Source organism: Kitasatospora paranensis (assembly GCF_039544005.1).
Lineage (GTDB): Bacteria > Actinomycetota > Actinomycetes > Streptomycetales > Streptomycetaceae > Kitasatospora > Kitasatospora paranensis.
Genome location: NZ_BAABKV010000001.1, coordinates 422263 through 446376, shown reverse-complemented (window position 1 = coordinate 446376; position 24114 = coordinate 422263). Strand labels below are relative to the sequence as shown.

At 72.4% G+C, this 24114-nt stretch carries 11 protein-coding genes and 6 pseudogenes; 7 read left to right on the top strand and 10 right to left on the bottom strand.

Going from position 1 to position 24114, the window contains the following annotated elements; translation table 11 throughout:
* Positions 1-552: 552 nt before the first annotated feature.
* Positions 553-2642, top strand: a pseudogene (locus ABEB13_RS41070) (bifunctional polysaccharide deacetylase/glycosyltransferase family 2 protein).
* A gap of 1215 nt (positions 2643-3857) precedes the next feature.
* Positions 3858-5489, top strand: coding sequence for a M4 family metallopeptidase (locus ABEB13_RS02185; RefSeq protein ID WP_345704005.1), 1632 nt, complete (start codon positions 3858-3860; stop codon positions 5487-5489).
* Positions 5490-6806: 1317 nt separating this feature from the next.
* Here ABEB13_RS02185 and ABEB13_RS02175 read toward each other — a convergent pair.
* The 4 genes and pseudogenes from ABEB13_RS02175 to ABEB13_RS02160 form a co-directional block, all read right to left on the bottom strand.
* A pseudogene (locus ABEB13_RS02175) lies at positions 6807-6965 on the bottom strand (IS5 family transposase); the annotation flags it as partial.
* 205 nt (positions 6966-7170) lie between these two features.
* Entirely contained in the window at positions 7171-9099 is a 1929-nt protein-coding gene (locus ABEB13_RS02170; protein ID WP_345704003.1) for an ATP-binding protein, read from the bottom strand.
* Positions 9100-9196: 97 nt separating this feature from the next.
* A pseudogene (locus ABEB13_RS02165) lies at positions 9197-10279 on the bottom strand (AfsR/SARP family transcriptional regulator); the annotation flags it as partial.
* A gap of 304 nt (positions 10280-10583) precedes the next feature.
* Positions 10584-13481, bottom strand: coding sequence for an FG-GAP-like repeat-containing protein (locus ABEB13_RS02160; RefSeq protein ID WP_345704002.1), 2898 nt, complete (start codon positions 13479-13481; stop codon positions 10584-10586).
* Positions 13482-13534: 53 nt separating this feature from the next.
* Here ABEB13_RS02160 and ABEB13_RS02155 point away from each other — a divergent pair, with 53 nt between their 5' ends.
* Entirely contained in the window at positions 13535-13825 is a 291-nt protein-coding gene (locus tag ABEB13_RS02155; RefSeq protein ID WP_345704001.1) for a hypothetical protein, read from the top strand.
* A 374-nt stretch (positions 13826-14199) separates the two neighbouring features.
* On the opposite strand, the pseudogene ABEB13_RS02150 reads toward ABEB13_RS02155, so the two are convergent.
* A pseudogene (locus ABEB13_RS02150) lies at positions 14200-15417 on the bottom strand (S8 family serine peptidase); the annotation flags it as partial.
* On the opposite strand from ABEB13_RS02150, the gene ABEB13_RS02145 reads away from it, so the two are divergent.
* Complete coding sequence (locus tag ABEB13_RS02145; RefSeq protein WP_345704000.1) at positions 15403-15723, top strand: hypothetical protein; 321 nt, start codon at positions 15403-15405, stop codon at positions 15721-15723. The pseudogene ABEB13_RS02150 and the gene ABEB13_RS02145 overlap by 15 nt on opposite strands.
* A gap of 1163 nt (positions 15724-16886) precedes the next feature.
* Here ABEB13_RS02145 and ABEB13_RS02140 read toward each other — a convergent pair.
* The 4 genes and pseudogenes from ABEB13_RS02140 to ABEB13_RS41065 form a co-directional block, all read right to left on the bottom strand.
* Complete coding sequence (locus ABEB13_RS02140) at positions 16887-18467, bottom strand: glycosyl hydrolase (protein ID WP_345703999.1); 1581 nt, start codon at positions 18465-18467, stop codon at positions 16887-16889.
* 1231 nt (positions 18468-19698) lie between these two features.
* Positions 19699-20223, bottom strand: coding sequence for a DUF1214 domain-containing protein (locus ABEB13_RS02135; protein WP_345703998.1), 525 nt, complete (start codon positions 20221-20223; stop codon positions 19699-19701).
* A gap of 338 nt (positions 20224-20561) precedes the next feature.
* Positions 20562-21080: pseudogene (locus tag ABEB13_RS40200) on the bottom strand (DUF1254 domain-containing protein); the annotation flags it as partial.
* A 127-nt stretch (positions 21081-21207) separates the two neighbouring features.
* Positions 21208-21444 carry an alpha/beta fold hydrolase gene (locus ABEB13_RS41065; RefSeq protein WP_465262249.1) on the bottom strand — a complete coding sequence of 79 codons (237 nt, stop codon included), beginning with the start codon at positions 21442-21444 and terminating at the stop codon, positions 21208-21210.
* Between the two features lie 221 nt (positions 21445-21665).
* On the opposite strand from ABEB13_RS41065, the gene ABEB13_RS02120 reads away from it, so the two are divergent.
* From ABEB13_RS02120 to ABEB13_RS02110, 3 genes are all read left to right on the top strand, one after another.
* Positions 21666-21938 (top strand): hypothetical protein, encoded by a 273-nt coding sequence (locus tag ABEB13_RS02120; protein ID WP_345703996.1) that lies wholly within the window; start codon positions 21666-21668, stop codon positions 21936-21938.
* A 163-nt stretch (positions 21939-22101) separates the two neighbouring features.
* Positions 22102-22458, top strand: a complete 357-nt coding sequence (locus ABEB13_RS02115; protein WP_345703995.1) for an SDR family NAD(P)-dependent oxidoreductase — start codon at positions 22102-22104, stop codon at positions 22456-22458.
* Complete coding sequence (locus ABEB13_RS02110) at positions 22428-23594, top strand: 3-oxoacyl-[acyl-carrier-protein] synthase III C-terminal domain-containing protein (protein ID WP_345703994.1); 1167 nt, start codon at positions 22428-22430, stop codon at positions 23592-23594. The genes ABEB13_RS02115 and ABEB13_RS02110 overlap by 31 nt, the downstream gene beginning before the upstream one ends.
* Before the next feature lie 48 nt (positions 23595-23642).
* Here ABEB13_RS02110 and ABEB13_RS02105 read toward each other — a convergent pair.
* Positions 23643-24101: pseudogene (locus ABEB13_RS02105) on the bottom strand (MFS transporter); the annotation flags it as partial.
* Positions 24102-24114: the final 13 nt, after the last annotated feature.

Here is a 24114-nt window from a genome sequence, read left to right as displayed (position 1 = left end):
CGGGAGCGGCCGTCGACAGCGCCGTGTCCGCCGAGGGGTCTGATTCTTCTGATCCCCGCCGCGCTCTACCTGGCCCTGCTCGCCAGCAACATCCTCGGCGGCCCGAGAGTCGACGCCCCCTTCCTGCCCGGCGGTGCGGCCCGCGTGCACCCCACACCGACCAGCCCGCCCGCATCCCCCGACGCACCGGCGGCGACCACCGTCCCGCACACGGGCGCCGCCACCCGCGGAACCACCGCGTCGACCGCCCGACCCGGCGCCCCGCAGGCGGCTCCCGGCACGGCGACCACAGCCCAACCGCGTCCGACCACCCCCACCGCCACCACGACACCCGCCCCGGCGCCGACCCACGGCAAATCCACCACCCAGCCCAGCCGCAGGCCCACCAAAACCCCTGACACCCCCGCCCTCCGTCCCCTGCCCACCGTCGTCCCCTGCCCATCCGCCAGACCCGGAGACCGAACCGCTCGTGACCACCGCCACACACCCCCGGCGCCCCGCCGCCGAGCCCGCCGAGGTCGAGGCCGCCGCGGCGTGGTCCGCCAGGGCACCATGCGCACCCACTGGCTGCTGCTCAGCGCCCTCGTCCTCACACTGACCGCCGCCCTCCTCCTCCAGGGCTACACGCAGCACATGTACGGCACTGCCGCGGACGGCGCCGCACCCGACAACGGCGGCAGCACCGCCGTCCCCGACCAGGTGCGCACCGGCGGCCCGGTGATTGCCGCAGCCCAGGACGGCGCACCGCGCACCGTCCGCCCGGCCGCCGGAACGATCGCGCTCACCTTCGACGACGGCCCGGACCCCCGCTGGACCCCGCAGATCCTCGCCGTGCTGCACCGACACGGCGTGCACGCCACCTTCTTCACCGTCGGCACCCAGGTCGCCGCCGAACCGGACCTCGCCCGCCGCATCGTCGCCGAGGGCCACCAGATCGGCATCCACACCTTCACCCACGCCGACCTCTCGACCGCCGCGCCCTGGCGGCGCTCCCTGGAACTCCGCGAGGCGCAGAGCGCCGTGGCCGGCGCGACCGGAGTCACCACCGCGCTCCTGCGGCCGCCCTACTCCTCCGGGAACGACGCACTCACCGACGCCGGCTGGGACGCCGTCCGCCAGGCCGGCCGGGAAGGCTATCTCACCGTCCTGACCACACAGGACACCGAGGACTGGCGCCGCCCCGGCGTGGCGTCCATCGTGGCCGCGGGCACCCCGAAGGGCCGCGACGGCCAGATCGTGCTGATGCACGACGCCGGCGGCGACCGCAGCCAGACCGTCGCCGCCCTCGACATCCTCCTGTCCCGCCTGCAGGCGGCCGGCTGGCACTTCGCGACCGTCTCCGATGCCGTCGGCATGCCCGACCCCGTCCGCCCCGCCACCACCGCCGATCACTGGCTGGGCACGGCCCTCATCGGCGCCCTGGGCGGAAGCTCCTGGGCCCTCACGATCCTCGGATGGCTGCTCTGGGCCGCCGGCGCGATCGGGATCCTGCGCGCCGTCGCCCTCGTGGCCGCCGCCCGCCGCCACAAGCGCCTGCGCGCGCACGGTTGGGGCCCCCGGTCACCGACCCGGTCTCCGTCATCGTCCCCGCCTACAACGAGAGTGCCGGCATCGAGGCGGCCGTCCGGTCCCTGCTGGCCTCCGACCACCCGGTCGAGGTCATCGTGGTCGACGACGGCTCCACCGACGGCACCGCCGACCTCGTCGAGTCTCTCGGCCTGCCGTACGTCCGGGTCCTGCGGCAGCCGAACTCCGGCAAGCCCGCCGCCCTCAACCTCGGCCTGCGGCACGCCCGCGCCGAACTCGTCGTCATGGTCGACGGTGACACCGTCTTCGAACGCGACGCCGTCCGCATGCTCGTCCAGCCCTTCGCCGACCGCCGCGTCGGCGCCGTCTCGGGCAACGCCAAGGTCGTCAACCGCGGCGGCCTCCTCGGCCGCTGGCAGCACATCGAGTACGTGGTGGGCTTCAACCTCGACCGGCGCCTCTTCGATCTCGCCGAATGCATGCCGACCGTCCCCGGCGCGGTCGGCGCCTTCCGCCGCTCCGCCCTGCTGCGCATCGGGGGCGTCGCCGAGGAGACCCTCGCCGAGGACACCGACCTCACCATGGCCCTGTGCCGGGCCGGCTGGCGGGTCGTCTACGAGGAGCGCGCGAAGGCGTGGACGGAGGCCCCGGCCACGCTCGGCGCGCTGTGGCGCCAGCGCTACCGGTGGTGCTACGGCACCCTGCAGGCCATGTGGAAACACCGCGGTGCGCTGCGCCAGCGCGGCCAGGCCGGCAAGCTCGGCCGCCGAGGCCTGCTCTATCTGCTGGTGTTCCAGGTCCTGCTGCCCCTGCTGGGGCCGGTCGTCGATGTCTACGCCGTCTACGGCCTGGTCTTCCTCGACCCGCTGCGGATCGTCGGCCTGTGGGGCGCCTTCCTCGCCCTGCAGGCCGCCATGGGCGCCTACGCCTTCCGTCTGGACGGCGAGAAGCTCGGACCGCTCTGGACGCTGCCGCTGCAGCAGTTCGTCTACCGGCAGTTGATGTACCTGGTGGTCATCCAGTCGCTCTGCACGGCCCTGGCCGGCTCCCGCCTGCGCTGGCAGCGGATGCAGCGCTACGGCTCCCTCCGCGTCCCGCAGCAGCCCACCGCCTGACACACACCGCGACCGGGGCGGCCGACGCTGCCCTCAGCCGGCCCGAGCCGGGTCCCTCTGCTCCGCGCCGACAGGTCGGTCATGGTCGGAGCAACCGGATCTCGGCGTGGGCACTCCGCGGCCGTCGGTTCGTCGGCCGGTCCCGGTCCCGGTGCTGCCGCCGGCCGTCCGTCCCCGCCGGGCACCGGGCCCGCCCGGCGGGGCACGGCCGCCCGGCCTGTTCATCATCCGGGCCGTGCGGACGGCCGCCGGACCCCGCGTCCGTCGGCAGCGTACGCGCCGACGCGTGCGGGGCCTTCGGCCGGACGCCTCTCCGTGCACGCACGTGGCGCATCGGACCGCGCGCGTACGGCCCCCGGGGGTGTGCTGCGCGGTCTCATCCGGATCGGACCCGGGGCCGGGCCGGCCGACCAGGCGGCAGTGCTCGCGCCGAGATGCACCGGCCCCTGTGACAGTTCCATGGCTCGCGCCGCTGTCAGAGGTGCGGCGGTGGGAAGGGCACGGCCGAACGCCATGCCGTGTCATCAAGTCGAAGGTCGCCCCGAGTCGCGGCGTGGTGGCGGCTGACCATTCCCCGGGCGATGGGCCACGGGGAACGGCGGAGGCGAATGCGCGGTCCGGCATTCGCCCCATTTCCATGCCCAGCCAGAATGTCATGGACAGGAATAGGGCGGGCATTGCCCTGCCAGGCGGGCCCATGGATTCGGCAGGACCTTTGTGCCCATCCGTTTCCGGGCGTGCGCTTCACGCCCGCCCGGACCGGTATCGCCACGCAGTGGTGCGGGTAGCCGCCTGTCCTTGACCCGGCAAGGGCGCGTGCATGGCGGACCTCCGCCATTCGGCTGACGAAATGACATCTGCGGTACCCGATCCGTGCTGAAGTTCCGGACCGCTTTCGAAATCGCAGGGCGCGGGGGCGGATGCCGTTCTGCCAGCAGTGATTCGCCCACCGACGCAGAACTGTCACACGGTCGACATATTCCCTCTTGGCGAGCTCTTGCCAAGCAACGGCAAAGGACTTTCGTCAGGAGTTGATTGTTCGTCATGATTCCGGCCAGCCACGCAGGAACCCTCCACCTCGCCGCTCTTCCGGGTGCCGGTGACAACCCTGCGGGGCGCCCCCACAGCGCCCGCTCCGCCCCTGCTCGCGCCGATCGGCGCCTCGGAGCGTGGTGCGACCGCACACCCGCGGTAGACCCCCGGAAGGAACCGTACGTGAAGCGAAAGCTCGCCCTCGGAGCCGTTCTGTCCACCTCCGCCCTGCTCGCCGGCGCCATCCAGGTCAGCGCCGGGCTCGCCCAGGCGGCCCCGCAGCCCGACCTCGCGCAGCAGCACGCGAGCCTGATCAGCCAGTCCCGGCAGGCCGCCCCCGGCGCCGCACGCGCCCTCGGCCTGGGCAGTCAGGAGGCCCTGGTCGTCAAGGACGCCGTGGTCGACGCCAACGGCACCCGGCACACCCGGTACGAGCGCACCCTCAACGGGCTTCCCGTCATCGGCGGCGACCTGGTGGTGCACCAGACCGCGAAGGGCGCCGTCACCTCCGTCGACCGCGCGGTGCAGGGCCCGATCGCCCCCGCCTCGCTGACCCCGAAGCTGTCCGCCGCGCAGGCCGCCGCCAAGGCCACGGGCGCCGTTCGCGCGACGATCGGCGTCAAGGACACCGAGGGTGCCGTCCTCACCTCGGCGAACAGCACCGGCGACGCGGCCCTGGTCGTCTGGGCCACCTCCGGGGCCCCGCGCCTGGCCTACCGTTCCACCGTCACGGGCGTGCGCGCCGACGGCACCCCCAGCAGCCAGGTCGTCGTGACGGACGCCGCCAGCGGCGCCGTGCTGTCCACCCACGAGCAGATCCAGACCGTCGATGCCACCGGCACCGGCAACGGCGTCTTCGTCGGCAGCGTGGCGCTCACCACCACGCTCTCCGGCTCCACCTATCAGCTGAAGGACGCCACCCGCGGCGGTCAGTACTCCACCGACCTGGCCCACAAGACCCAGGGCACCGGCACCCTGTACACCGACGCCGACAACGCCTGGGGCACCGGCACGGTCTCCAGCGGCCAGTCGGCCGCCGTCGACGCCCAGTACGGCGCGGCGGCCACCTGGGACTTCTACAAGAACACCTTCGGCCGCAACGGCATACGCGGCGACGGCGTCGGCGCCTACAGCCGCGTCCACTACGGCCGCAACTACGTGAACGCGTTCTGGAGCGACTCCTGCTTCTGCATGACGTACGGCGACGGCGCGAGCAACACCCACCCGCTCACCGAGATCGACGTCGCCGGCCACGAGATGAGCCACGGCGTCACCGCCAACACCGCCGGCCTCAACTACTCCGGCGAGTCCGGCGGCCTCAACGAGGCCACCAGCGACATCCTCGGCACCGGCGTGGAGTTCTACGCCAACCTCGCCTCCGACACCCCGGACTACCTCATCGGCGAGCTGATCAACATCAACGGCAACGGCACGCCGCTGCGCTACATGGACAAGCCCTCCAAGGACGGCGCCTCCGCCGACTACTGGTCCTCCTCCGTCGGCAGTCTCGACGTCCACTACTCCTCGGGCGTCGCCAACCACTTCTTCTACCTGCTGTCCGAGGGCAGCGGCGCCAAGACGATCAACGGCGTCAGCTACAACAGCCCGACCTACAACGGCGCCACCCTCACCGGCATCGGCCGCGCCAAGGCGCTGCAGGTCTGGTACCGCGCCCTGAGCGTCTACATGACCTCGACGACGAACTACCAGGCCGCCCGCACCGCCACCCTCAACGCCGCGGCCGACCTGTACGGCGCGAGCAGCGCCGAATACAGCGCGGTCGCCGCGACCTGGACCGCGGTCAACGTCAACTGACCGCCGGGCCCGGGCGGTGCTCACCGCCCGGGCCCCACCGTCCGTCCCGCCCGAGGCAGTGGGCGGGTGCCCGGCGCCGGAGAGCCGGACGCGTGCCGCAGGCGCGCGGGCCATTGACAGCCAGTGGTCCAGACCTCACGATATGACGGCCCGGGGCCCACCGCTTCGCCTGGAGGCGTCGATGCGTCATCCGCTCCACCGGCTCAGAGCAATCGCCACCACCGCCACGCTGATGGCCGCCGCCCTCGTACCGGCCGCGGCGCCGCAGGCCACCGCCGCCACCGCCGGCATCCAGGTCTACGGGGCCTGGCAGTGCAGCAACGACGCCTGCACCTGGGCAACCGTCCGCGACATGGCCGACTTCGACCACAACAACCACTGGCTGATCGACCGCGGGGACGGCCGCCCCTCGGTCAACCTGGTCGTCCTCAGCTTCGTCCAGCCCCTCAGCCTCCTCGACGCCACCAACGACGCGCAGACCGCCGACGGCGTGCCGATCGGGATGAACAGCGCGGTGGTCGACTACTTCACCAGCCACGGCATCCGGGTCATGCTCTCCATCGGCGGCATCACTTACGCCGGCGCGTGGGACACCGCCCTCGCCCAGGACCCGGCCCTGCTCGGCCGCCGTGCCGCGGACATTGCCTCCCGGCTGGGGGTGGGCATCGAGATCGACTACGAGAACAGCTCCAGCCCCAACCTCGTCGGCCTGCAGGCCTTCATCGACGCCTACCGCGCCGCGCACCCCTACGACGCCACCGGCACCGACCCCACCGCCCGCCTCACCATCGACGTGGCAGCCGGCGACCGCTGGCTCATCCCCCTCGACCAGTACGCCACCGCGCACTGGCTCACCACGGCGAACCCCGTGCTGGACTACGCCAACGCCATGGTCCCCAGCAAGCAGCCCTCCACCGGCACCGCCGAATCCAACTGGCAGGAACACCTGACCGGCAAACCCACCTACAACCCGCCGATCGGCCCGCTGGCACCCGCCAAGTTCACCGCCGGCCTCTACATCGCCGAGGGCTCGCAGGTCCGCCCGGAGTGCAACAACTTCCCCGCCTCCTCCAGAAGACCACCGGTGACTGGGTCGCCAACGCCGCGCCCGCCGGAGCGGGCACCACCAGCGGCCTCCTCGGGTACATGTTCTGGGCCGCCGAACGGCCCTCCACCCGCGGGGTCACCACCGATCCGCCCAACAGCTGCGAAGGCGGAGTCGGCGCGGGCGCCACCGCGTACGCCGTCCCCGTTCCCATGCCTGCCCTCCGCCAGAACTGACTGGGCGTTTCGTCGTTTCGTCCCCGACTTCGAGGGTCAGGTTCCGTGCCAGGTCAGGGTTGATTCGCCGATGGGTCGGCGAGTCATGACGCTGATCACCGCGATGTCGACCACGGCTTCGGAACGGGCCGGGAGGGCCTCGTAGTCGCGGGCGAGGCGACGACGCTGCATGAGCCGGCCGAAGGTGCGCTCGATGCCGGCGCAGGCCTTTTCGGACGCTCGGATGCTCGGCTACTGCCGTGGTCAGCAGCTGCCGGCCTGCGGCGTCGTCCTGGGTCCGAGGACTCTCGACGGCACCTGGAAAGCCCAGCCGTCACCTGCGCCGCACGGGGGCACTGCCGCGGGCCCGTGCTCCGTGTCTCCTGTTCGGAGCCGGGGCACGGGCCGGCGGTGGACGTTGTCAGTCGCCTAGCTTCGCGCGCAGTCCCAGCACCCTGGTGTGGCCGGAGGGATACGGGAGGGTGCGAGTGAGGTGTTCGGCGCGGGCGAGGGCGGTGCCGGCGGTGGCGGGGTCGCCGAGGCGGTGCGCGGCGGTGGCGTGGGCGATGAGCGCTTCGGCTTCGGCGAGGCGTTCGCCGGTGGCGTGGGCGCGCGTGGCTTCGGCGGCGGCGATGCGGGCGGCCTCGGCGGGGCGGTCGGCGGCGAGGTGGGCGTAGGCGGCGAGTTCGGGGGCCTGTTCGGCGGCGTCGGCGCCGAGGACGGCCAGGGCACTGGCGGGGGCGTCGCCGCGCAGAGCGTGCAGGGCCCGGGCGCGCCGCACCTCGTGGTGGGCCTGTTCGTCGCCAGGGGTGCCGGCCCGTTCGAGGAGGGCGGCGGCGCGGTCCCGGTCGCCGGTGCGCAGGAGGACGCGGGCGAGGACGGCGAGGGCGTAGGGCAGTGACCAGGCGTCGTCCCAGTCGGCGGCTGCGACGGCGGCCTCGGCGTACTGGGCGGCGGTGCTGTTGTCCTCCAGGAGGAGGTGGAGTTCGGCAAGGTTGAGCTGTTCGAAGGCGGCGGCGACGGGGTCGCCGGACTGCCGGGCGTGGTCGAGGGCCCGGCGGCCGAAGCGGACGGCATCGTGCAGGCGGCCGTGTCGTCGGGCGTTCTCACGCAGGGTGGACAGGACGGAGCCGAGCAGCACGGGGTCGCCGTAGGCCTGGGCGGGGGCGAGGGCGCGGTCCCCGGCCCGGCGGGCTTCGCCGAAGCGGCCGGCCAGGCCGAGGTTGATGGCCTGCATGGCGTGCGCGCGGGCCTGGAGGAGTTGGCCGGTCGGGCCGGGGACGTGTTCGGCGGGGTCCTGGGCGCGGCGGGCTGCCAGGAATGCCTCCTGGTAGTGGCCCTGGGTCTTGTGGAGGTTGGAGCGGGCGAGGTGGTGCAGGGCGCGGGCCTCGGCGCCGGTGTCGGCCTGCGGAGGGTGGGCGGCCAGGACGGTGAGCGCCTCGTCGAGTTCTGCGGCCCGGAACAGGGCTTCGGAGAGGTGGGCGGCGGTGGCGACGGTGTCGTCGTGGTCGCCGCGGGCGAGGAACTCGGCGAGGGCGGTGCGCAGGGCCTCGGCGGCGCGGCCGGGTTCGCCCATCCGGCGCAGGACCTGGCTGTGGGCGAGGCGGGCGCGGGCGGCGTCGATGTCGAGGCGGGCGACTAGGTCGCGGTAGTAGCGGTCGGCGGTGTCGTTGGCGTAGAGCGCGGCGGCGCGCTCGGCGGCGCGGCGCAGGTACTCGGCGGCGCGCGGGTCGTCGGCGCGGGTGAAGTGGGAGGCGAGGGCGTCGACGGCGTCGGGGCGGCGGCGCTGGACGGCCTGGGCGTATGAGGCGTGCAGTTGGCGGCGGCGGATGGCGGAGAGGCCGTCGTAGCAGGTGAGCCGGACGAGGGGATGCCGGAAGGCGAGTCCGGCTTCGGTGGGTCCGGCGATGACGACCTGGCGTTCCTCGACGAGGGCGGCGGCGATGGCGTGTTCGACGGCGTCGGCTGCGGCAGCGCCGGTGACGGGCGGGTGGAGGCCGTGTTCGGCGACGTCCAGGAGTTCGGCGAGGGCGGCTTCGCCTCCGGCGACGGAGAGCGCCTCGACGAAGCGGCGGGCGTGCGGGTCGAGCCGGACGAGGCGTTCGCCGACCAGATCGCGTACTCCGGCGGGGGCCGGTCCCGGTCGTTGCCGGGGCCCGCGCCGCGGGCGAGTTCCAGGGCGAACAGCGGGTTGCCGAGCGAGAGTTCCCAGACGTGGGGGTGGGGGTGCGGCCGGTGGCGTCGCGGACGGCGGCCAGCACGGCGGCCTCCCCCAGCCGGCCGAGTTCTTCGCGGACGGCGAGTTGCTGGCGGAGCAGGGCGGCGACGGCGCGGCGGCGGGCGTCGCCATCGAGGAGTTCCTCCTCGCGGTAGGTGGCGAGGAAGCGCAGCGGGGCGCGGCGGTCGTGGGCGCGCCGGGCGAGGTGGCCGAGGAGCTGGTACGAGCCGGTGTCGGCGGCGTGCAGGTCGTCGAGGACGACCAGGACGGGGCGGGTGGCGGCGAGGTCGCCGAGCAGGGCGGCCCCGGCCCGGAAGAGGCGGTCGCGTTCCTCCTCGGGGCTACGGGCGGTGCCGGTCGGCACCTGGCCCAGCGAGGGCAGGAAGGCGGCGAGTTCGGGGTACTCGGCGCCGGCCCTGGCCCGCTCGGTGGGGTCGTGTTCGGCGAGCCAGCCGTCGAGGGCGGCCGCGAAGATTCCGTAGGGGGTGTGGTCCTCGGCGTCCTGGCCGCTGCCCCACAGGACAGCGGTGCCGTCGGTGGCGGCGCGACGGGCTGCTTCGGCGGCCAGGCGCGTCTTGCCGATGCCCGCTTCGCCGGTGAGCAGGCGGACGGGCGGCCCGGCGGGGGCCAGTAGGCGGCCCAACTCGTCTTCGCGGCCGTGCAGCCGGGCGGGGGTCGCGCCGCGCAGTCGGGCGGGGAGAGAAGTATTGGCGGGCGCGAAGGCAAGAGTGGGAGCCAGGGCGGCGCGGTGCAGGCGTTCGGTCTCGGGGGCGGGGCGGATGCCGAGTTCGGCGTCGAGGGCTTCGCGGCACTGGTGATACTGGCGCAGGGCGCGGCGGCGCTGTCCCTGGCGCAGGCAGGCGTCGATGAGCAGGCGGTGGGCGAGTTCCTCGGCGGGGCTGGTGGCGAGGACCTGTTCGGCGCAGGCGGCGGCGTCAGTGTGCCTCCCCTGGTCGAGGTGGGCGGCGGCGAGGCGGAGCAGAAGCTGTTCGCGCAGCTGCGCGAGCCGGGCGCGCCGGGGCTCGGCCCAGTGCGCGTACCGGTCCTCAGGGAGCAGTTCGCCGGTGAATTGGCTTATAGCGTATGTAAGTTGTTCGGTCCGGCCGTCGGCGAGGGCGTCCTCGGCGGTCTGTTCGGCGTGGTCGGCGTCGATCCAGACGGCGGCGTGGTCGAGGAGCAGCAGTCCGCCGTCAGCCCTGAGGTAGGAGGAGGCGGCGCGGGGGCGAGTTCGGGTTCGAGGGCGTGCCGGGCGGCGTGCAGGGCGACGCGGAGGCTGCCTGCGGCGGACTGCGGTTCGGCGTCGGGCCAGCACAGCTCCATGACTTCCTCGCGGTGCAGGCAGTGGCCGGAGGCGACGGCGAGGACCTTGACCAGGGTGCGGGCGCCGGGGCGGGGCCAGCGTTCAGTCAGCGGCGGCCCGGAGTCGCGCTCGGCCCGGAATCCGTTGAAGAGGTGGAGGCGCAGCATGGGTGGTGCGGTGTCTGTCCGGTTTGTCTCGCGTGCGCCCATAAGGTCGACAACAGTACACGAACAAGCCGAGTACCCCGCAGGCCGGCGCCTGCGGGGTACTCGGCTCCCACTCATTCAGATGGTCATGCGGGGGTCCCGTGAAGGGTTCAGGAGAGCTTAAAAGTCGTCATCTGGTGGATGCCGTTCTCGCTGTACAGCACGCCGCCGCCGAGCAATTCGGCCGCACGGTTGACGCCCGTGCTGTCGAAGTTGAGCGCGACCATCTCCTGCTTGCCGTCGCCGTCGAGGTCGGCCGCGAGGTAGTTGCGGGCACCGCGCAGGGTGGCGCCGCCGAGGTCGTCCTGGAAGGCCCAGCCGTTGCCGACGATCGCCGGGTCGAACACGCTGACTCCGGCCTCGGTGCCGCCGGCCAGTAGCTGCTGCCCGTCCGGGCCGGTGATGTACTCGGCGGTGCGCAGCGGCAGGATCACCGAGCTGAACCGCTCCTCGCCGTTCGCGCCGAAGACGTTGAAGACGCCGAAGCTGACCTCGACCAGCCCGGCACCGGTGCCGGTGCCGCCGGTGAAGTAGTTGCCGTGCGACCAAGGGCTGCCGCCGATGGACTGGTGGAGCAGTTCGCCGGTGCGGCCGTCGCGGATCTCCATCACGACCTCCGGGCTGGCGAGGTCGGTGTTGCCGGTCGTGGTCGGGTCGGCCTGCACGATCCAGGTGTGGACCACGGCGTGGCCGTCGGCGTAAGGGATCTGGGGCGAGGCGAAGACGGCGTGGTCGAGCAGCGCGCCGTGCAGCTTGCCGTCGACGGCCGCTGCGGGCGCGGTCGGGGCGGTCTGCCAGGCGACGGTGCCCTTGGCAGCGTCGAGGGCGACGGCGCCCTGCACGGAGTCGGCGCTCTGCATGCCGTTGACGCTCCCGTACTGGACGTGCACCCGGCCGTCGGCGACCACGGCGTCGGAGAAGACCACGTCGCCGGAGCCCGTCGGGGCGCTGTACGTCCACAGCGGGGTGCCGTCGCCCTTGTAGGCGCGCAGCGCGTCGGTGGGGACGAGGATCTCGGCCTTGCCGTCGCCGTCGAGGTCGGCAACGGTCACCGAGCGGACGAACTTCCCGCCGCCGTCGACAGTGGTCAGGACCTTGCCGGTGCGGCCGTCCAGGACGACGGTGGCGGTGTCGGCGGCGACCACGACCTCGAGCCTGCCGTCGCCGTTGACGTCGGCGGTGGTGACGGCGTGCACCTCACCGGGGACAGTGGCCCGCCACAACTGCTTCGGGGTGCCCGACAGCAGCGAGGTGCCGCTCCAGGCCCACACGCCGTCGGAGTTGCCGCCCGCGACGACGTCCTGCTTGCCGTCGCCGTCGAGGTCGCCGGCGGCCGCGTAGTTGAGGTCGCCCTGCAGCGGGGTGAGGCTCTTCTGCTTGCCGCTGCCGAGGTTGTAGGTGCGGACGTTCTGCTGCTGGTCGACCACCCGGACGGTGCCGTGCTCGCGGTCGATCTGCTGACTGTGGGGCGAGGCGCTGGTGCCGGCGGCCTGCCATCGGACCTTGCCGTTGCCGGTGTACGAGGTGAGCTGCCCGTAGCGCTGGCCGGCGAAGTTGGCGGCGGTGGTGGTGTCGTGGGCGTCCTGGGAGCTGGTGACCAGCGAGCCCTCGACGGCGTCCATCTGCCAGGTGGTGGGCCCGTCGGTGCCGTCGGCGATGCGCTTGGTGGTGGAGGTCCAGCGGACGGTGGAGCCGTCGCCGCCGTCCAGGACCCGGACGGTTCCGGCGTTGATGTACCCGGCGGGGTCGAGGCTGTCCTCGGCGACCGCGTACTCGTCGCCCCGGCTGCCGGCGACGTCGCCGACGGTCAGGGCGGTCGGGAGCACGTTGACCCGGGTGTCCAGCACGTGGCGGGCGCCGTCGGCGATGTCGTAGGCGACCATGGAGTAGGTCACCGCGTCGCTGTACTCGGGGTGCTCGACCGCGACCAGGCGCTGGCGCGAGGCGTCCAGGCGCAGTTTGCGGTTGTACAGGTCGCCGTCGGTCTGCCAGCCGAGGGTGCCGTCGGCCACGTTCAGCACGGAGGTGGTGCTGCGGCCGGTAGTGGTGGCGGTCTTGCGCCGGTCGAAGGAGACGGCGACCTTGCCGCCGCCGAGGCTGACCAGGTCGCCCCAGGCGGCGTTGCCGGCCTCCCCGGTGTCGTACGTCCAGGTCTTGGCCGGGGTGAGCTTGCCGTCGGCGTGGTCGAACCGGATGCCGGTCAGGGTGGCGGTGGCGGTCCTGGGCGCGCTGCCGTTCTGCCGGGGTGCGTCGGAGACCAGCAGGGTGCCGTCGACGATCCGGACCAGGGTGGCGGAGGCGTACAGCTTCGACCACAGGGTCGTGCCGGTGGAGCCGTCCAGCACGGTGACGAACGAGCCGGAGGTGAGCGTGGAGCCGGGCGAGGTGAACGGCCGGTAGGGCAGGGCGCCGACGGACGCGGAGATCACCACGTCGGGCACGCCGTCGCCGGTCAGGTCGCCGGTGTCGTAGCCCTGCGCGGAGTCGTTGCTGAACGGACTGACGAAGTTGTAGGCCATCGGGATGCGGGCCGGGTACGGCTCGGTGTCCCACGGGCGCAGCGGCTTGACCTGCCAGTCGGCGTACAGCGAGGTGTTGGTGCGGGCCCACTTGGTGCTGCCGTCGGCGGCGTGCAGCTGCACGTTGCCGAGGCTGTGGACGGTGAAGTAGCTGCCGTCGGAGCCGGCCGGGACGGTGGTGCCCAGGCCGCGCACGCCCTCCATGGTGGAGGTGCCGGTGAAGGTGACGGGCGCGCGCTCGGCGTCCAGGTGCGAGGTGGTCGAGCCGCCGCCGTCGGCGGCGGGCTCGGTCGCGCCGGTGTCGCCGCCCGGGTACGCCTGGGCGTCCATCCGCTGCGTCAGGTCCTGGGCCTGGGCGTCGGTCAGCTTGACCACGCCGTCGGTCCCGGCGGTGGCGTCGGCGGCCAGCGCGTACGGGGCGGCGGTCAGCGCCAGGCCCGCGGCGACCAGGCCGGAGGCGAGCCGGAGGGCTCTGCGGTGGGTGGTCATCACTTGGCTCCTGGGTGAAGCGGATCGCCGAGCCGTTGGTCAGGACGGCCTGGTTGAAGGAGTACTGGAGGGCGTCGGTGCCGGCCTGGTTCTCCAGGCCGACGGTGGCGCCGGAGCCCGCCCCGGGCACGTTCTGGTACTGGAAGGTGATCGCGCCGCTCGCCTCCTCGAACAGCACCTCGAAGCTGACCCGCTTCGAGGTGTCGGCGACCAGCGGGACGTTGTCCCACACCACGGCGAAGGTGCGCTTGCCCGTGGTGCCGGTGGTGGCGGTGGTGACGGTGGCCTTCTTGTCGAGCACCAGGTCGTCCCAGAACGGGGCGACGACGCCGTTGGGCTGGTAGGCGGTGGGCAGCGCGGTGTTGGCGTAGTCGCCGATCCGCGGCGCCAGGAAGTTCACCAGGCCGTCGGTGGTGACGGCGGCGCTGGTGTACTTCACGCCGTAGTACGTCACCGGGAACGGCAGCGCGATCGTCTTGGCGTCCTCGTCGCCGCTGAGCGCGACCTTGGTGGCGCCCTTGACCCAGGAGTACGCGGCGGGGGCGCAGCTGGTGCCGGAGTTGTCGGTGCGGGCGGGGGTCTGCACGCTCTTCTTGACGTCGGCGGCGACGGCCAGCGGGCCGGTCCACACGCCGTTGCACAGCACGGGCTGGGCGGGCTTGACGGTCAGCGTGTAGCTGCCCTCGGCGACCTTGCCCAGGCTGTACGAGCCGTCCTGGCCGGAGACCGCGGAGGGGACGGGGGTGCCGGTGAGCTCGACCACGGCGCCGGCCAGCGGCTTGCCGGTGACGTCCAGGACGGTACCGGTGACGGCGTGCGTGGCGACGGCGGTCATCGCCAGCGGGACGTCCTGCGGCTGCCCGGCGGCTACGGTCAGGCCGTTCAGCGTGAAGGTCGCGTAGCCGTAGCCGGACGCGGCGACGCTGTAGGTGCCGGGGGCCAGCGCCAGGCGGTAGGAGCCGTCGGGGGCGGTGGTGACGGTGCGGGTGTCGCCGCCGTCTGCGGTGATCTTGACGGTGATGCCGGGCAGTGCGGCGCCGGTCGCCTTGTCGGTGGCCTTGCCGGTGACGCTGACGGCGGTGTGCGGGGCCAGGCCGACGGACTTGAGGATGTCGAGCTTGCCCTCGCCCCAGACATTGTTCATGCCGAAGGTGCCGCCGCAGTGGGTGTCGTCGACGTCCCGGGCACCGTGGTTGAGTAGCGCGCGGGTGCCGTCGATGTCGCCGATCAGGCTCGGCGCGGCCGACCACAGCAGCGCGGCCGCACCCGCCACGTGCGGGGTGGCCATCGAGGTGCCGGACTCCGCCATGTACGCCGAACCTGGCCAGGTGGAGCGGACGTTGACGCCCGGGGCGGAGATGTTCGGCTTGGCCGAGCCGTCCACCAGGGACGGGCCGAAGCCGGAGAACGAGGCGATCTTGCCGTTCACGTCGTACGCGCCGACGCCGTAGGACGGGGCCTGCGAACCGGGGGCGTGCGCGGTGGAGCAGGTGGAGCCGTCGCCGTCGTTGCCCGCGGCGAAGGCCTCGAAGATGCCCGCGGAGTTCCAGGCCTCGACGATGTCCTGGTAGAACGTGGTGTCGTCACCACCCCAGGAGTTGTTGACGATGTTCGGCGCCAGGTCGGGCCGCGGGTTGTTGCCGTTGTGGTCGGTCGGGGCCAGGATCCACTGGCCGGCCTTCAGCAGGTACTCGTCCGAGCACTGCGAGGACTCGCAGCCCTTGGCGGCTATCCACTTCGCGTTCGGGGCGACACCGATGCCGTTCTTGGCGACCATGGTGCCCATCGTGTGGGTGCCGTGGCCGTTGTTGTCGCACGGGGTGCTGGAGGTGGCGCAGGTCCCGGTCGGGTCGTAGAAGTTGTAGTCGTTGGTGAAGGTGCCGTCGCCGTTGTTGCCGCGGTAGTTGGCGACCAGGTCCGGGTGGTCGTATTGCACGCCGGAGTCGACGTTGGCGATCACGATGCCCTCGCCGCGCGCGCCGTACTGCGACCACACCTGGTCGGCCTCGATGTCCTTCACGCCCCACTCGGGCGTCCCGTCGCCCGCGTCGGTGGCAGCGGTGGCCGACAGCTGAGTGTCGTCCACGTGGTACGTCTGAGCCTTGACGATCTGCTGCACGTCGCCGCGCTTCGCCAGCTTGGCGATCAGCTCGGCGTCACCCGTGACCTGGACGGCGTTGGCGATCCAGTAGTCCTGGTGGCCGACCTTCTGCTCGTCCAGGAACAGAACGTGGCGTCCTGACCCCCTGCCACGGCGCCGGTCAGGGCCGGGTCCACCTGGACGAAGGCGGAGCCGGACGGAGTGGGTGCAGCGGCCATCGCCGCAGGCAGCGGCGAGCCAGCCACGCCGGCCGTCACACTCAGCGCGGCAGTGGCCCAGAGAGCCGTTCTGCGCCGGTTCTGTCGGGGCAGGTACATCGGGGTCCTCCAAGGAGGGAGCGGGGGATGCCCAAAAACTAGACAGCGGCCGTTACTGCGGAATTACAGGCCCACGGCCCGCCCCGCTGATCGGGCGGCAAGGATGGTGGCCAGGGCGCCACAGACGGCAGAACAGGACATCCCCGTGTCGAAAGTCAGCGCCGCCAACTGCCCCGCGCTCAGCCTCGCCCACCTGGTCCTCCGGTCGTCGAGCCACACACCCGCAGGGCGAAATGCCACACGACCACCTGCTCCCCACCCCAAGGACCCGGCTCCGCGACACCCAGCAGCTCGTTGTACGAACGCCTGACGCTGGCGCGGCGCCTCCCGCGCGGCGAGCTGCGCCAGCGCCGCCAGACCCTGCGCGAAGCGATCCACGCGGGACGCCTTCGGCTTCGCCTCGGCCGTGGCCTTCTCGGCAGCCAGCTGGGGTCCGCCTCGATACCGATCGCGGTCAGCAGGTCCTGCTGGTCGGCTTCCAGGCCGGTCCAGCCGGCCCGCTGCGCGAGGATCCATCGGCCGAGCTGCTCGCCCTCGAAGACGGTGTCCTCAGGCAGCGCCGGCCAGTCGACGCGGCCGTCCAGCTCCAGCCACCACGACCTGGCGACCGCCCAGGAGCGCTGCCAGACGATCGGCCAGGCGGGGCACCACCAAGGGTCGATCTCCTCCAGCGCGGCCCGGCATCCCGGGGGCCAGGGCGCCCGGCCGGCCCGCGGGGACCCGGGCGGCGGCCCTCGGCTCGGCGAGCCAGGTGCCGATGGCGTACCCGCCGACCGAGGCCCGCGCCGGTGCCGGCGGTGCCGGACGTGCCTGCTGCTGCGGTGGGCAACAGCAGGGCGGTCACGGTGACCAGGGCGGCCACGAGCGGGGGCCAGCGTGCGGCCGGCCTCCTACCCCGGCGGCCGGCCGGACGATGGGGGCATGCGTGTCTCCGATACCGGTGTATGAGGTCGGTGTGGATGGAGCACGACGAGGCGGCCCGTTCGGTCAGCTGGCCGTGACGTTGTCGACGTAGACGGCGGATCTGCCGCTGCTGTCGGCGGGGCTGACGAACTGGACGCCGATCTCGCGGACGTCGCTCAGTCCGGCGACGGAGCCGAGGTTCAGCCGGAGCGTGGTGGTGCCGGAGGTGACGGTGACCGGGCCGCTGTCCGTCCAGGTCCACGCGCTGCCGGTCTTGACGTACAGTCTGGCGGTCACGCCGCTGCCCGGACTGCCCCAGGGGGCGAGGTGGACGTCCGCGCTGAGAGCGGCACGGCCGGTCAGGTCCGTGCCGGCCGTACGTGCCAGGTAGACGGTCCGGGAGCCGAGGTCGACGTCGGCCTTGAGAGAACTGCTGCCCTGGGATGCCCACTCCTGGACCTTCCACGGTCCGCCAGCGATGCCCGAGCCCGTCCACCCGGCGGTGCCGCTCTCGAAGTCGAAGAGGCTCTGCGCCGTCCCACCGGTGCCGCCCGTGCCGCCGCCGTTTGGGTCGATGGCGAGCTCGCCGCGGTTGACCGTCCACGGGTCGTTGAACAAGTTCCAGGCACCCTGGTTGGCCTGCGGTCCCCACTTGTCGTTCCAGGCGAGGAAGTAGCTTGTCCGCGGGAACTTGTCGTGGATGGCGCGTATCCACAGGCTGTAGTCGAAGGTCCCGCTGCCGGCGGAGCTGTTGCTCGGGCCGATCTCGGTGAGCGCGAACGGCTTGCTCAGGGCGATCATCTCGTCGTAGCCGGGGACGGTGGACGGGGTGTCGGAGTAGGCGTCCAGGCCCACGATGTCGACCGTGGCGGCCCCCGGGTAGAAGGCGGTGCGGTTGCCGCGGCTCATGTCCGGGGCGTAGACCCACAGCAGATTGTCGAGGCCCTTGGTGGTCACCAGGTAGTCGTGCATCTGCCGCCAGACCTGCTGGAAGGTGCCCGGGTCCTGGTTCCCCCACCAGAACCAGTCGCCGTTCATCTCGTGGAAGGGCCGGAAGAGCACGGTCACCCCGGCGGCCCTGAGGTCGGCCAGGCCCTGTGCGGTCTTGTCGAGGTAGCTGCGCCAGCGCGCCCCGGTCTCGGTGGCCGGGTTCAGCAGGTCGGCGAACGAGGACAGCCGGGTGTTCAGGTTGCCGCCGTTCGCGTAGCCGGGGCTCGGATAGTGCACGTCGACGGTGACCAGCCCGCCGGCGCGGGCGTGGTCGGCCAGCGCCCCGTTGCAGCTGCTGTCGATCAGCGTCGTCGGGTCGGTGGCGGTCGCCCAGCCGGCGCCGTAGTCGCAGCCCAGCACTGCGGGCCACTGCCCGGTCTGGCTCTGCAGGGCGCTGGTCTGCGTCAGGGAGAAGCCGTTGTTGCTGTATCCGCCGAAGAACCCGGAGGCGACCCGGTTGGCGGAGTGATTGGGCAGACCGGCCAGGTAGGCGAGCACGGCGCTCCGGCTCAGGCCGGCCGTGCCGGTCACCGTGGCCGCGCTCGACGTCGGGGCTGTCGCGGCGGCAGCGGCCGCTGCGGTCAGGACTGCGGCCAACAGTGCCGCGGCACGACGCGCCGGGCGGGGCCGGTGGTCCGGCCGGGCGGGCGGCGTGCTGACATGACGTCCGGTCATGATCGATGTTCCCTTCAGGCTGGCGGCGGGTCCGGCTCTCTCCTCGTCCGGCCGGAGGCCGGCCGTGTGTTCACCGGCCGCGGACCCGGCGGTGGTCCGGGAGGACCGGCCGGTCCGTCCCGGGCCGGGGGCGGCGGGCGCCGAACCCGTTCGCAGGGTCCGACGGCAGTGCCGACGTCGGAGGTGTACGACTTCGTCGGCGGCCCAGCCGGTCGGCAAGTGCGCGACATCAAGAGCGAGTTGAGTCTGTAACGGTTAATCTGCCGCGTCAAGGGAGTGAACGGCGCGTTTCCCGCCCGAACGACCCGCCATCCAGGTTCGTGACTCGGATCGCGGCACGACGCCGGTGCGGACGCTGCCACCATGCATCGCGCCGAATACCGGATTCACCTGGGATTTTGTGACGGCGAGCGCTCCACCGCGGGAACGGAGGGGCCGCGAAACGGCGGGGGCCATCTAGTCCAATCCGGCCGGCCACCCCCGGCGCCGCCCGCGACAGACGAAGGGATCCGATTTGATGATGAGTTGACAACTTAACCGATTCGTCTCCATCATCAGGTCCGCCGCCGCATGGTCCGCCGGTCAACCGGCTGGCCGATGCGGAGCGCCGGTCGGCCGATGACACCAGGGATGTCGCCGGGCCGGCGCTGCCCGTAGGGGGTGCCGGCACGCAGTCGGTGCCGCCGGACGAGCGCCGCATGGGCGATCTCGGTGCCCCGGACATGCCGTCACCACCCGCGGTCGCACCGGATCACGGTCTCGTCCAGCGGGTTCCCGACCCGAGGAGCTCTTGGTGATCGGGCCCGGGACGGTGTGCGGGAACGGTGACGGGTGTGGTGGGGCTGTCGACAGCATCAGGGATCGGGGGAGCGCACGGAAGATCACCGGCCAGATGATGTGGTGCGCGCCCGGCGGTGCCGCGTGCCGTGCGACGTCCCGGGCCCCGCCCGCGTCCGACGGGGCGGGACGTCGCGGACGGCGGCCGTCGCGTGATGTCGCACCGCAGATGGCGAGAGTTTCGCGCTACTTGGCCAATGGGTGGGCAACTTGTCAGACCCGGGAGGGCCGTGGGATCGGACATGGCTCGGGGAACCGCCCGCGGGTCTTCCATGGAGCGACAGACATACTGATGGGACGTCAGATCTTGTCGGAGGGTCGGTACACCAATGGTGACGGCCCGCGCCGTGCGGACCGCCGACAGGCTCTGCCCACAGTCCCCTCCGTCCGACGGTCAGGCGTTCGACTCCTTGTCGGGGCGGGTCGCGCGGACGGGCGGTGGGTTCCATCGGCCATCGAGAGCCTGGGGCGCGGGTGCGTACAGGCGCATGGTGACGCCCAGTGGGCCAAGTGGGGCGGGGAGCCAGTTGGCCTGTCGGTCCCGGCCTGGGTTGCGGTGGGAGATGTGGATGTCGAGTGAGCCGTCGGCGTTGTAGGTGAGGGGGTCGCGGTCGCCGAGCGCGAAGCGGTCGAGTTCGTTGCCGACCTGGAAGCCCTCGCCGTCGTACATGGTGACGGACCAGAAGGCGCCGGCGGGCGGGAGCGCGTCGGCGTCGAAGTGAAGGACGTAGTCGTTCTCGCCGGCCACGGGCCGGCCGTCGGCGTCGGTGGCCAGGACTGGGTAGACGGCGTCTTCGGGCGGGTTGGCACCGAGTCCGCCTGCGGCGACGACGGCGCGCTTGAAGTAGCTGTTGCCGTAGACGCCCATGGTGTCGGTGGAGGTCCGCCAGCCGTTGGCCGGGGTGCCGAAGGACGCCATGGAGCCGAGGATCGCGTCGCGCGCGGCCCGTGCGCCATCCTCGACCTGCGTGAGTGCGTCGGCGTCGAATCGTCCGGGGTCGAAGTCTTGGCCCGGGACGATGCCGAGGTGCGCGATGCGTGCGAGGGCGGAGAAGTCGGACGCGTGTGGGGGTTCTCGGCCAGGGCCTGGGCGGCGTGGGTGAAGAATTGCGCCGCGCTGAGGCTGTTGACCAGCGTGAGGGGGTCAGTGGCGACGTCCACGCCGGGGTCGGGCGTGTGGGTGGTCGGGTTCGGGGTGGTGAGGGTGTAACCGTCCTGGACCTTGTGGACGGCGTCGTAGTCAGCGGGGCCGTTGGTCTGGGTCCGTCCGATGAGCCACACGTATGGGGTGGGGGAGCGCAGGACCGTGGCCCCGGCCGGGGTGTCGCCCCGCCAGTCGGGGCCGACGACGAGGTAGTCCTGGTCGCCGGTGCCGGTGGTGCGCTGGCCGATGGTGGCGAAGACGTCGGTCCACATGTCCATCAGCGGCAGCATGTAGTACCGGTCGGCGGTGTCGGCGACATGGAGTTCGACCGGGCCGGAGGTGAGGTCGAGCCAGGCGTTGGAGTAGAGGGTGTCGAAGTTGGGCCGGACGACGGCACGGAAGTCCGCTGGGGGAAGGCGCGCAGGTGGTGGAACTGGTTCGGCGGGCCGTATCCGGGTTTGACGCCGGCCCGGACGGCGGCGGACTGGCGGCGTGTGACGTCCATCATGACCAGCGGGTACAGGTAGACGTACGCCTCGCGGCTCAGGGTCCGTAGATCGTCCGACAGCATGCTCACGTGCGTCCTCGCCTCCACGCTGAGGGCCCGCGGTCGCAGCCCCTCCCGGTCGCAAACTGCCGCCCGATCGCGAGTGCCGCAACCGGGCGGCGGCCGAACGGGTAACCGGGCCCTTCGGTTCGCTGCGTGGCGGGTGAGGGAGGAGAAGCCCGCCACGACCGCGGACCGAAAGGAACGGGGCGTCAGGCCCAGAAGTTCAGGGCCCGCTCGGCGAAGGATTCGGCCCGTTCGATCTGCGGCATGTGGCCGGTGGCCGGGAAGAGGTGGGTGCGGGCCTTGGGAAAGGCGGTGCGGGCCGCGTCCAGGTGCCTCGCGGGCAGGATCCGGTCGCGGTCCTCCCAGACGACGAAGATCGGCAGGTCCAGGATGGCGACCTTGGCCAGCAGGTCACGGCGCCACTGCTTGTGCACTCCGCGCATGGAGCCGAGGCTCGAAAGGATCCCCAGCATCGCGTCCGCGCCGCCGGGCCGCGAAGCGAGGCGTAGCGCGCGCTCGATCCGGGCGGTGGTGGCGAAGGAGGGGTCATGGAAGATGGCGCGTTCGAAACTGGTCGATCTGCACCAACGAGAGCATCGCCACGACCGTCGGCTGCCTCTACGACGAGCAACTCGTCACCGACGCCGACGGTTGGTGCAGCATCGTGCTCAGCCTGCCGCAGGACCGGCCCGCCAACGCCACCCGCGCGAATGGCGTCAACTGGCTCAGCCTCTCCCCAGACGGCGACGGCGGCGGCGCCGGCCACGGCGACGACACGCCCCTGATCCTGCGCAACATGCTGCCCTCATCCGCTTTCACCCACGCCGTCCAGAACACGCACACTCCCGGCGACGAACGCGCCGTCATGGGTGACTACCTGCCCACCGGCACCTACACCACGGCCACCTTCGAGGCCCGCAGCAGCCAGGTGAGCTGAGTCCCGCTTGCCGCCGGATACGCCGGCGGCCGGTTTGGCTGTCACGCGGTTCCCGCGCCCCGGCACCTGGAGTCACCCGGCTCCGCCGATCCCCCGCCCACGTCGCGGAGCCGGGAACCGCCTCAGCCTCGGGTCCGACGGGCGCACATCCAAAGGACCATGCATGAACCGCTTCCCTCTCGCGAACAAGACCGGCCTTGTCGCCGGTGCTGCCAGCGGTATCGGCGCTGCCACCGCCCGCGTCCTGCGGTCGCACGGTAGGAACGTCACCCTTCTCGACCTGCACCTGAACGCTGTCCAGACGGTCGCCCGAAGCATCGGCGACCGTCAGACGCCGGCACTGGGCGCCGTCGCGACCGACCCGAGATCCCTCGCCGTCCAGCAGAGCGTCGACCACTTCGGCACGCTGGACGTCGTATTCGCCAACGCCGGCATGGTCACGGACCCCAGTACCTTCGCTGACCGCTCGGTCGCAACCGGCCCGCCCGCGTGGCGCACGATGGCGAGGAGGCGCCGGTAGCCCGGCGGCGGCGCGTCCAGGTCGACGCCGGGCCCACGGTGCGGGGCCAGCGGCACCGCTCGGCCTGCGACCTGCATCGCCGGCGGCTCGGCCGCCGCCGATTCCGCAGTGAGCTGTCCGGCCATCCGCTGCCAGACCCGTTCCGTGACGGCGAGTTCGTCGCGCTCAGCCCGAAGCCGGTCCAGCTGCGTGACCACCTGGACTTCCAGTTCCAGGCTCATGGCACGCTCTCGAGTCCGCCGTCGGATGGGGCGATCGCGACCGAGATCGCCGACCGGCTGGGCTGCGGCACCGCGCCCGCGTTCGACATCTCCGCGGCGTGCGCCGGCTTCGGCTACGGCCTGGGCCTGGCGGACGGCATGATCCGCGGCGGCAGGGCCGAGTACGTGCTGGTGATCGGCGTGGAGCGGCTGAGCGACCTTACCGACACCTCGGACCGCTCGACGGCGTTCATCTTCGGCGACGGCGACGGCGACGGCGACGGCGACGGCGACGGCGACGGTGCGGGCGCCGCGATCGTCGGCCCGTCCGACACGCCCGGCATCGGCAAGCTGATCTGGGGCTCGGACGGCTCGCAGCGCGACGTCATCACGCAGACCCAGGCGTGGGACACCGCGTTCGCCAAGGAGGACGCGGTCAACGGTGCGGGCGACGAGACCCGCTGGCCCGCGCTGCGGATGGACGGCCAGCCGGTCTTCCGCTGGGCGGTCTACGAGATGGCGAAGGTGGCCCAGCAGGCGCTGGACGCCGCCGGGATCACCGCCGACCAGCTCGGCGCGTTCATCCCGCACCAGGCCAACATGCGGATCACCGATGCGATGATCAAGACGCTGAAGCTCCCGGAGTCCGTGCCGGTGGCCCGCGACATCGCGGAGACCGTTGAACAGTGCGCCTTGGGCGGCTGTGGCGACGAATCCACGGTCGGAGTAGACGCCTGGCGGCAGAAGAGGTTCCCGGGTGGAGCGCTCGGCTCAGACGAAGCCGGCGGGACTGGAGATGGCCAGCGCGGCAGCGGTGATGATTGCGGGGCAGAGCCATCCTCGCGCGGGGGCGTCGACGAGCGCGAAGACCAGCCCGCCCATCACGACGGTCGCACTGGCCATCCCCGCGATGTCGAGGTGCCGACCGCCCCGTGAGACGGCGGGAATCGAACGGATGCTCCACAGTGCGGCTGGAATTCCGATGACCACGTCGACGGCGAAGACGGCACGCCAGTTGGCCAGCGCGACGAGCGCCCCGCCCAGCAGAGGGCCGGCGGCCATTCCGAGGCCACCCGCGGCGGCCCACCTACCCACCAGCCATTGCCGGGTCTGCTCGTCGGGTGCGGAAGCGGTGGCCAGGACGAGCGCGCTCGGCAGCAGGGGCGCGGAACCCGCGCCCCGGGCCAGCCGGGGGACGTTGAGCACCAGCATGGAGCCGGCTGCAGCGCAGATCGTGGAGGAGGCGGTGAAGACCAGCAGGCCCGCCACGAAGGCCCGCTTCGCGCCGAGGGTGTCCGTGATCGCTCCAGCGCCGAGCATCACCGCGGCGAAGGAGAGGGTGTAGGCGTTCACCGCCCATTCGAGCTCGGACCGGGAGGCGCGTAGAGACGAGGCGAGTTGGGCGAGGGTGAGGTTCACGATCGTGCCGTCGACGAAGACCATGAAGGCCGCGATC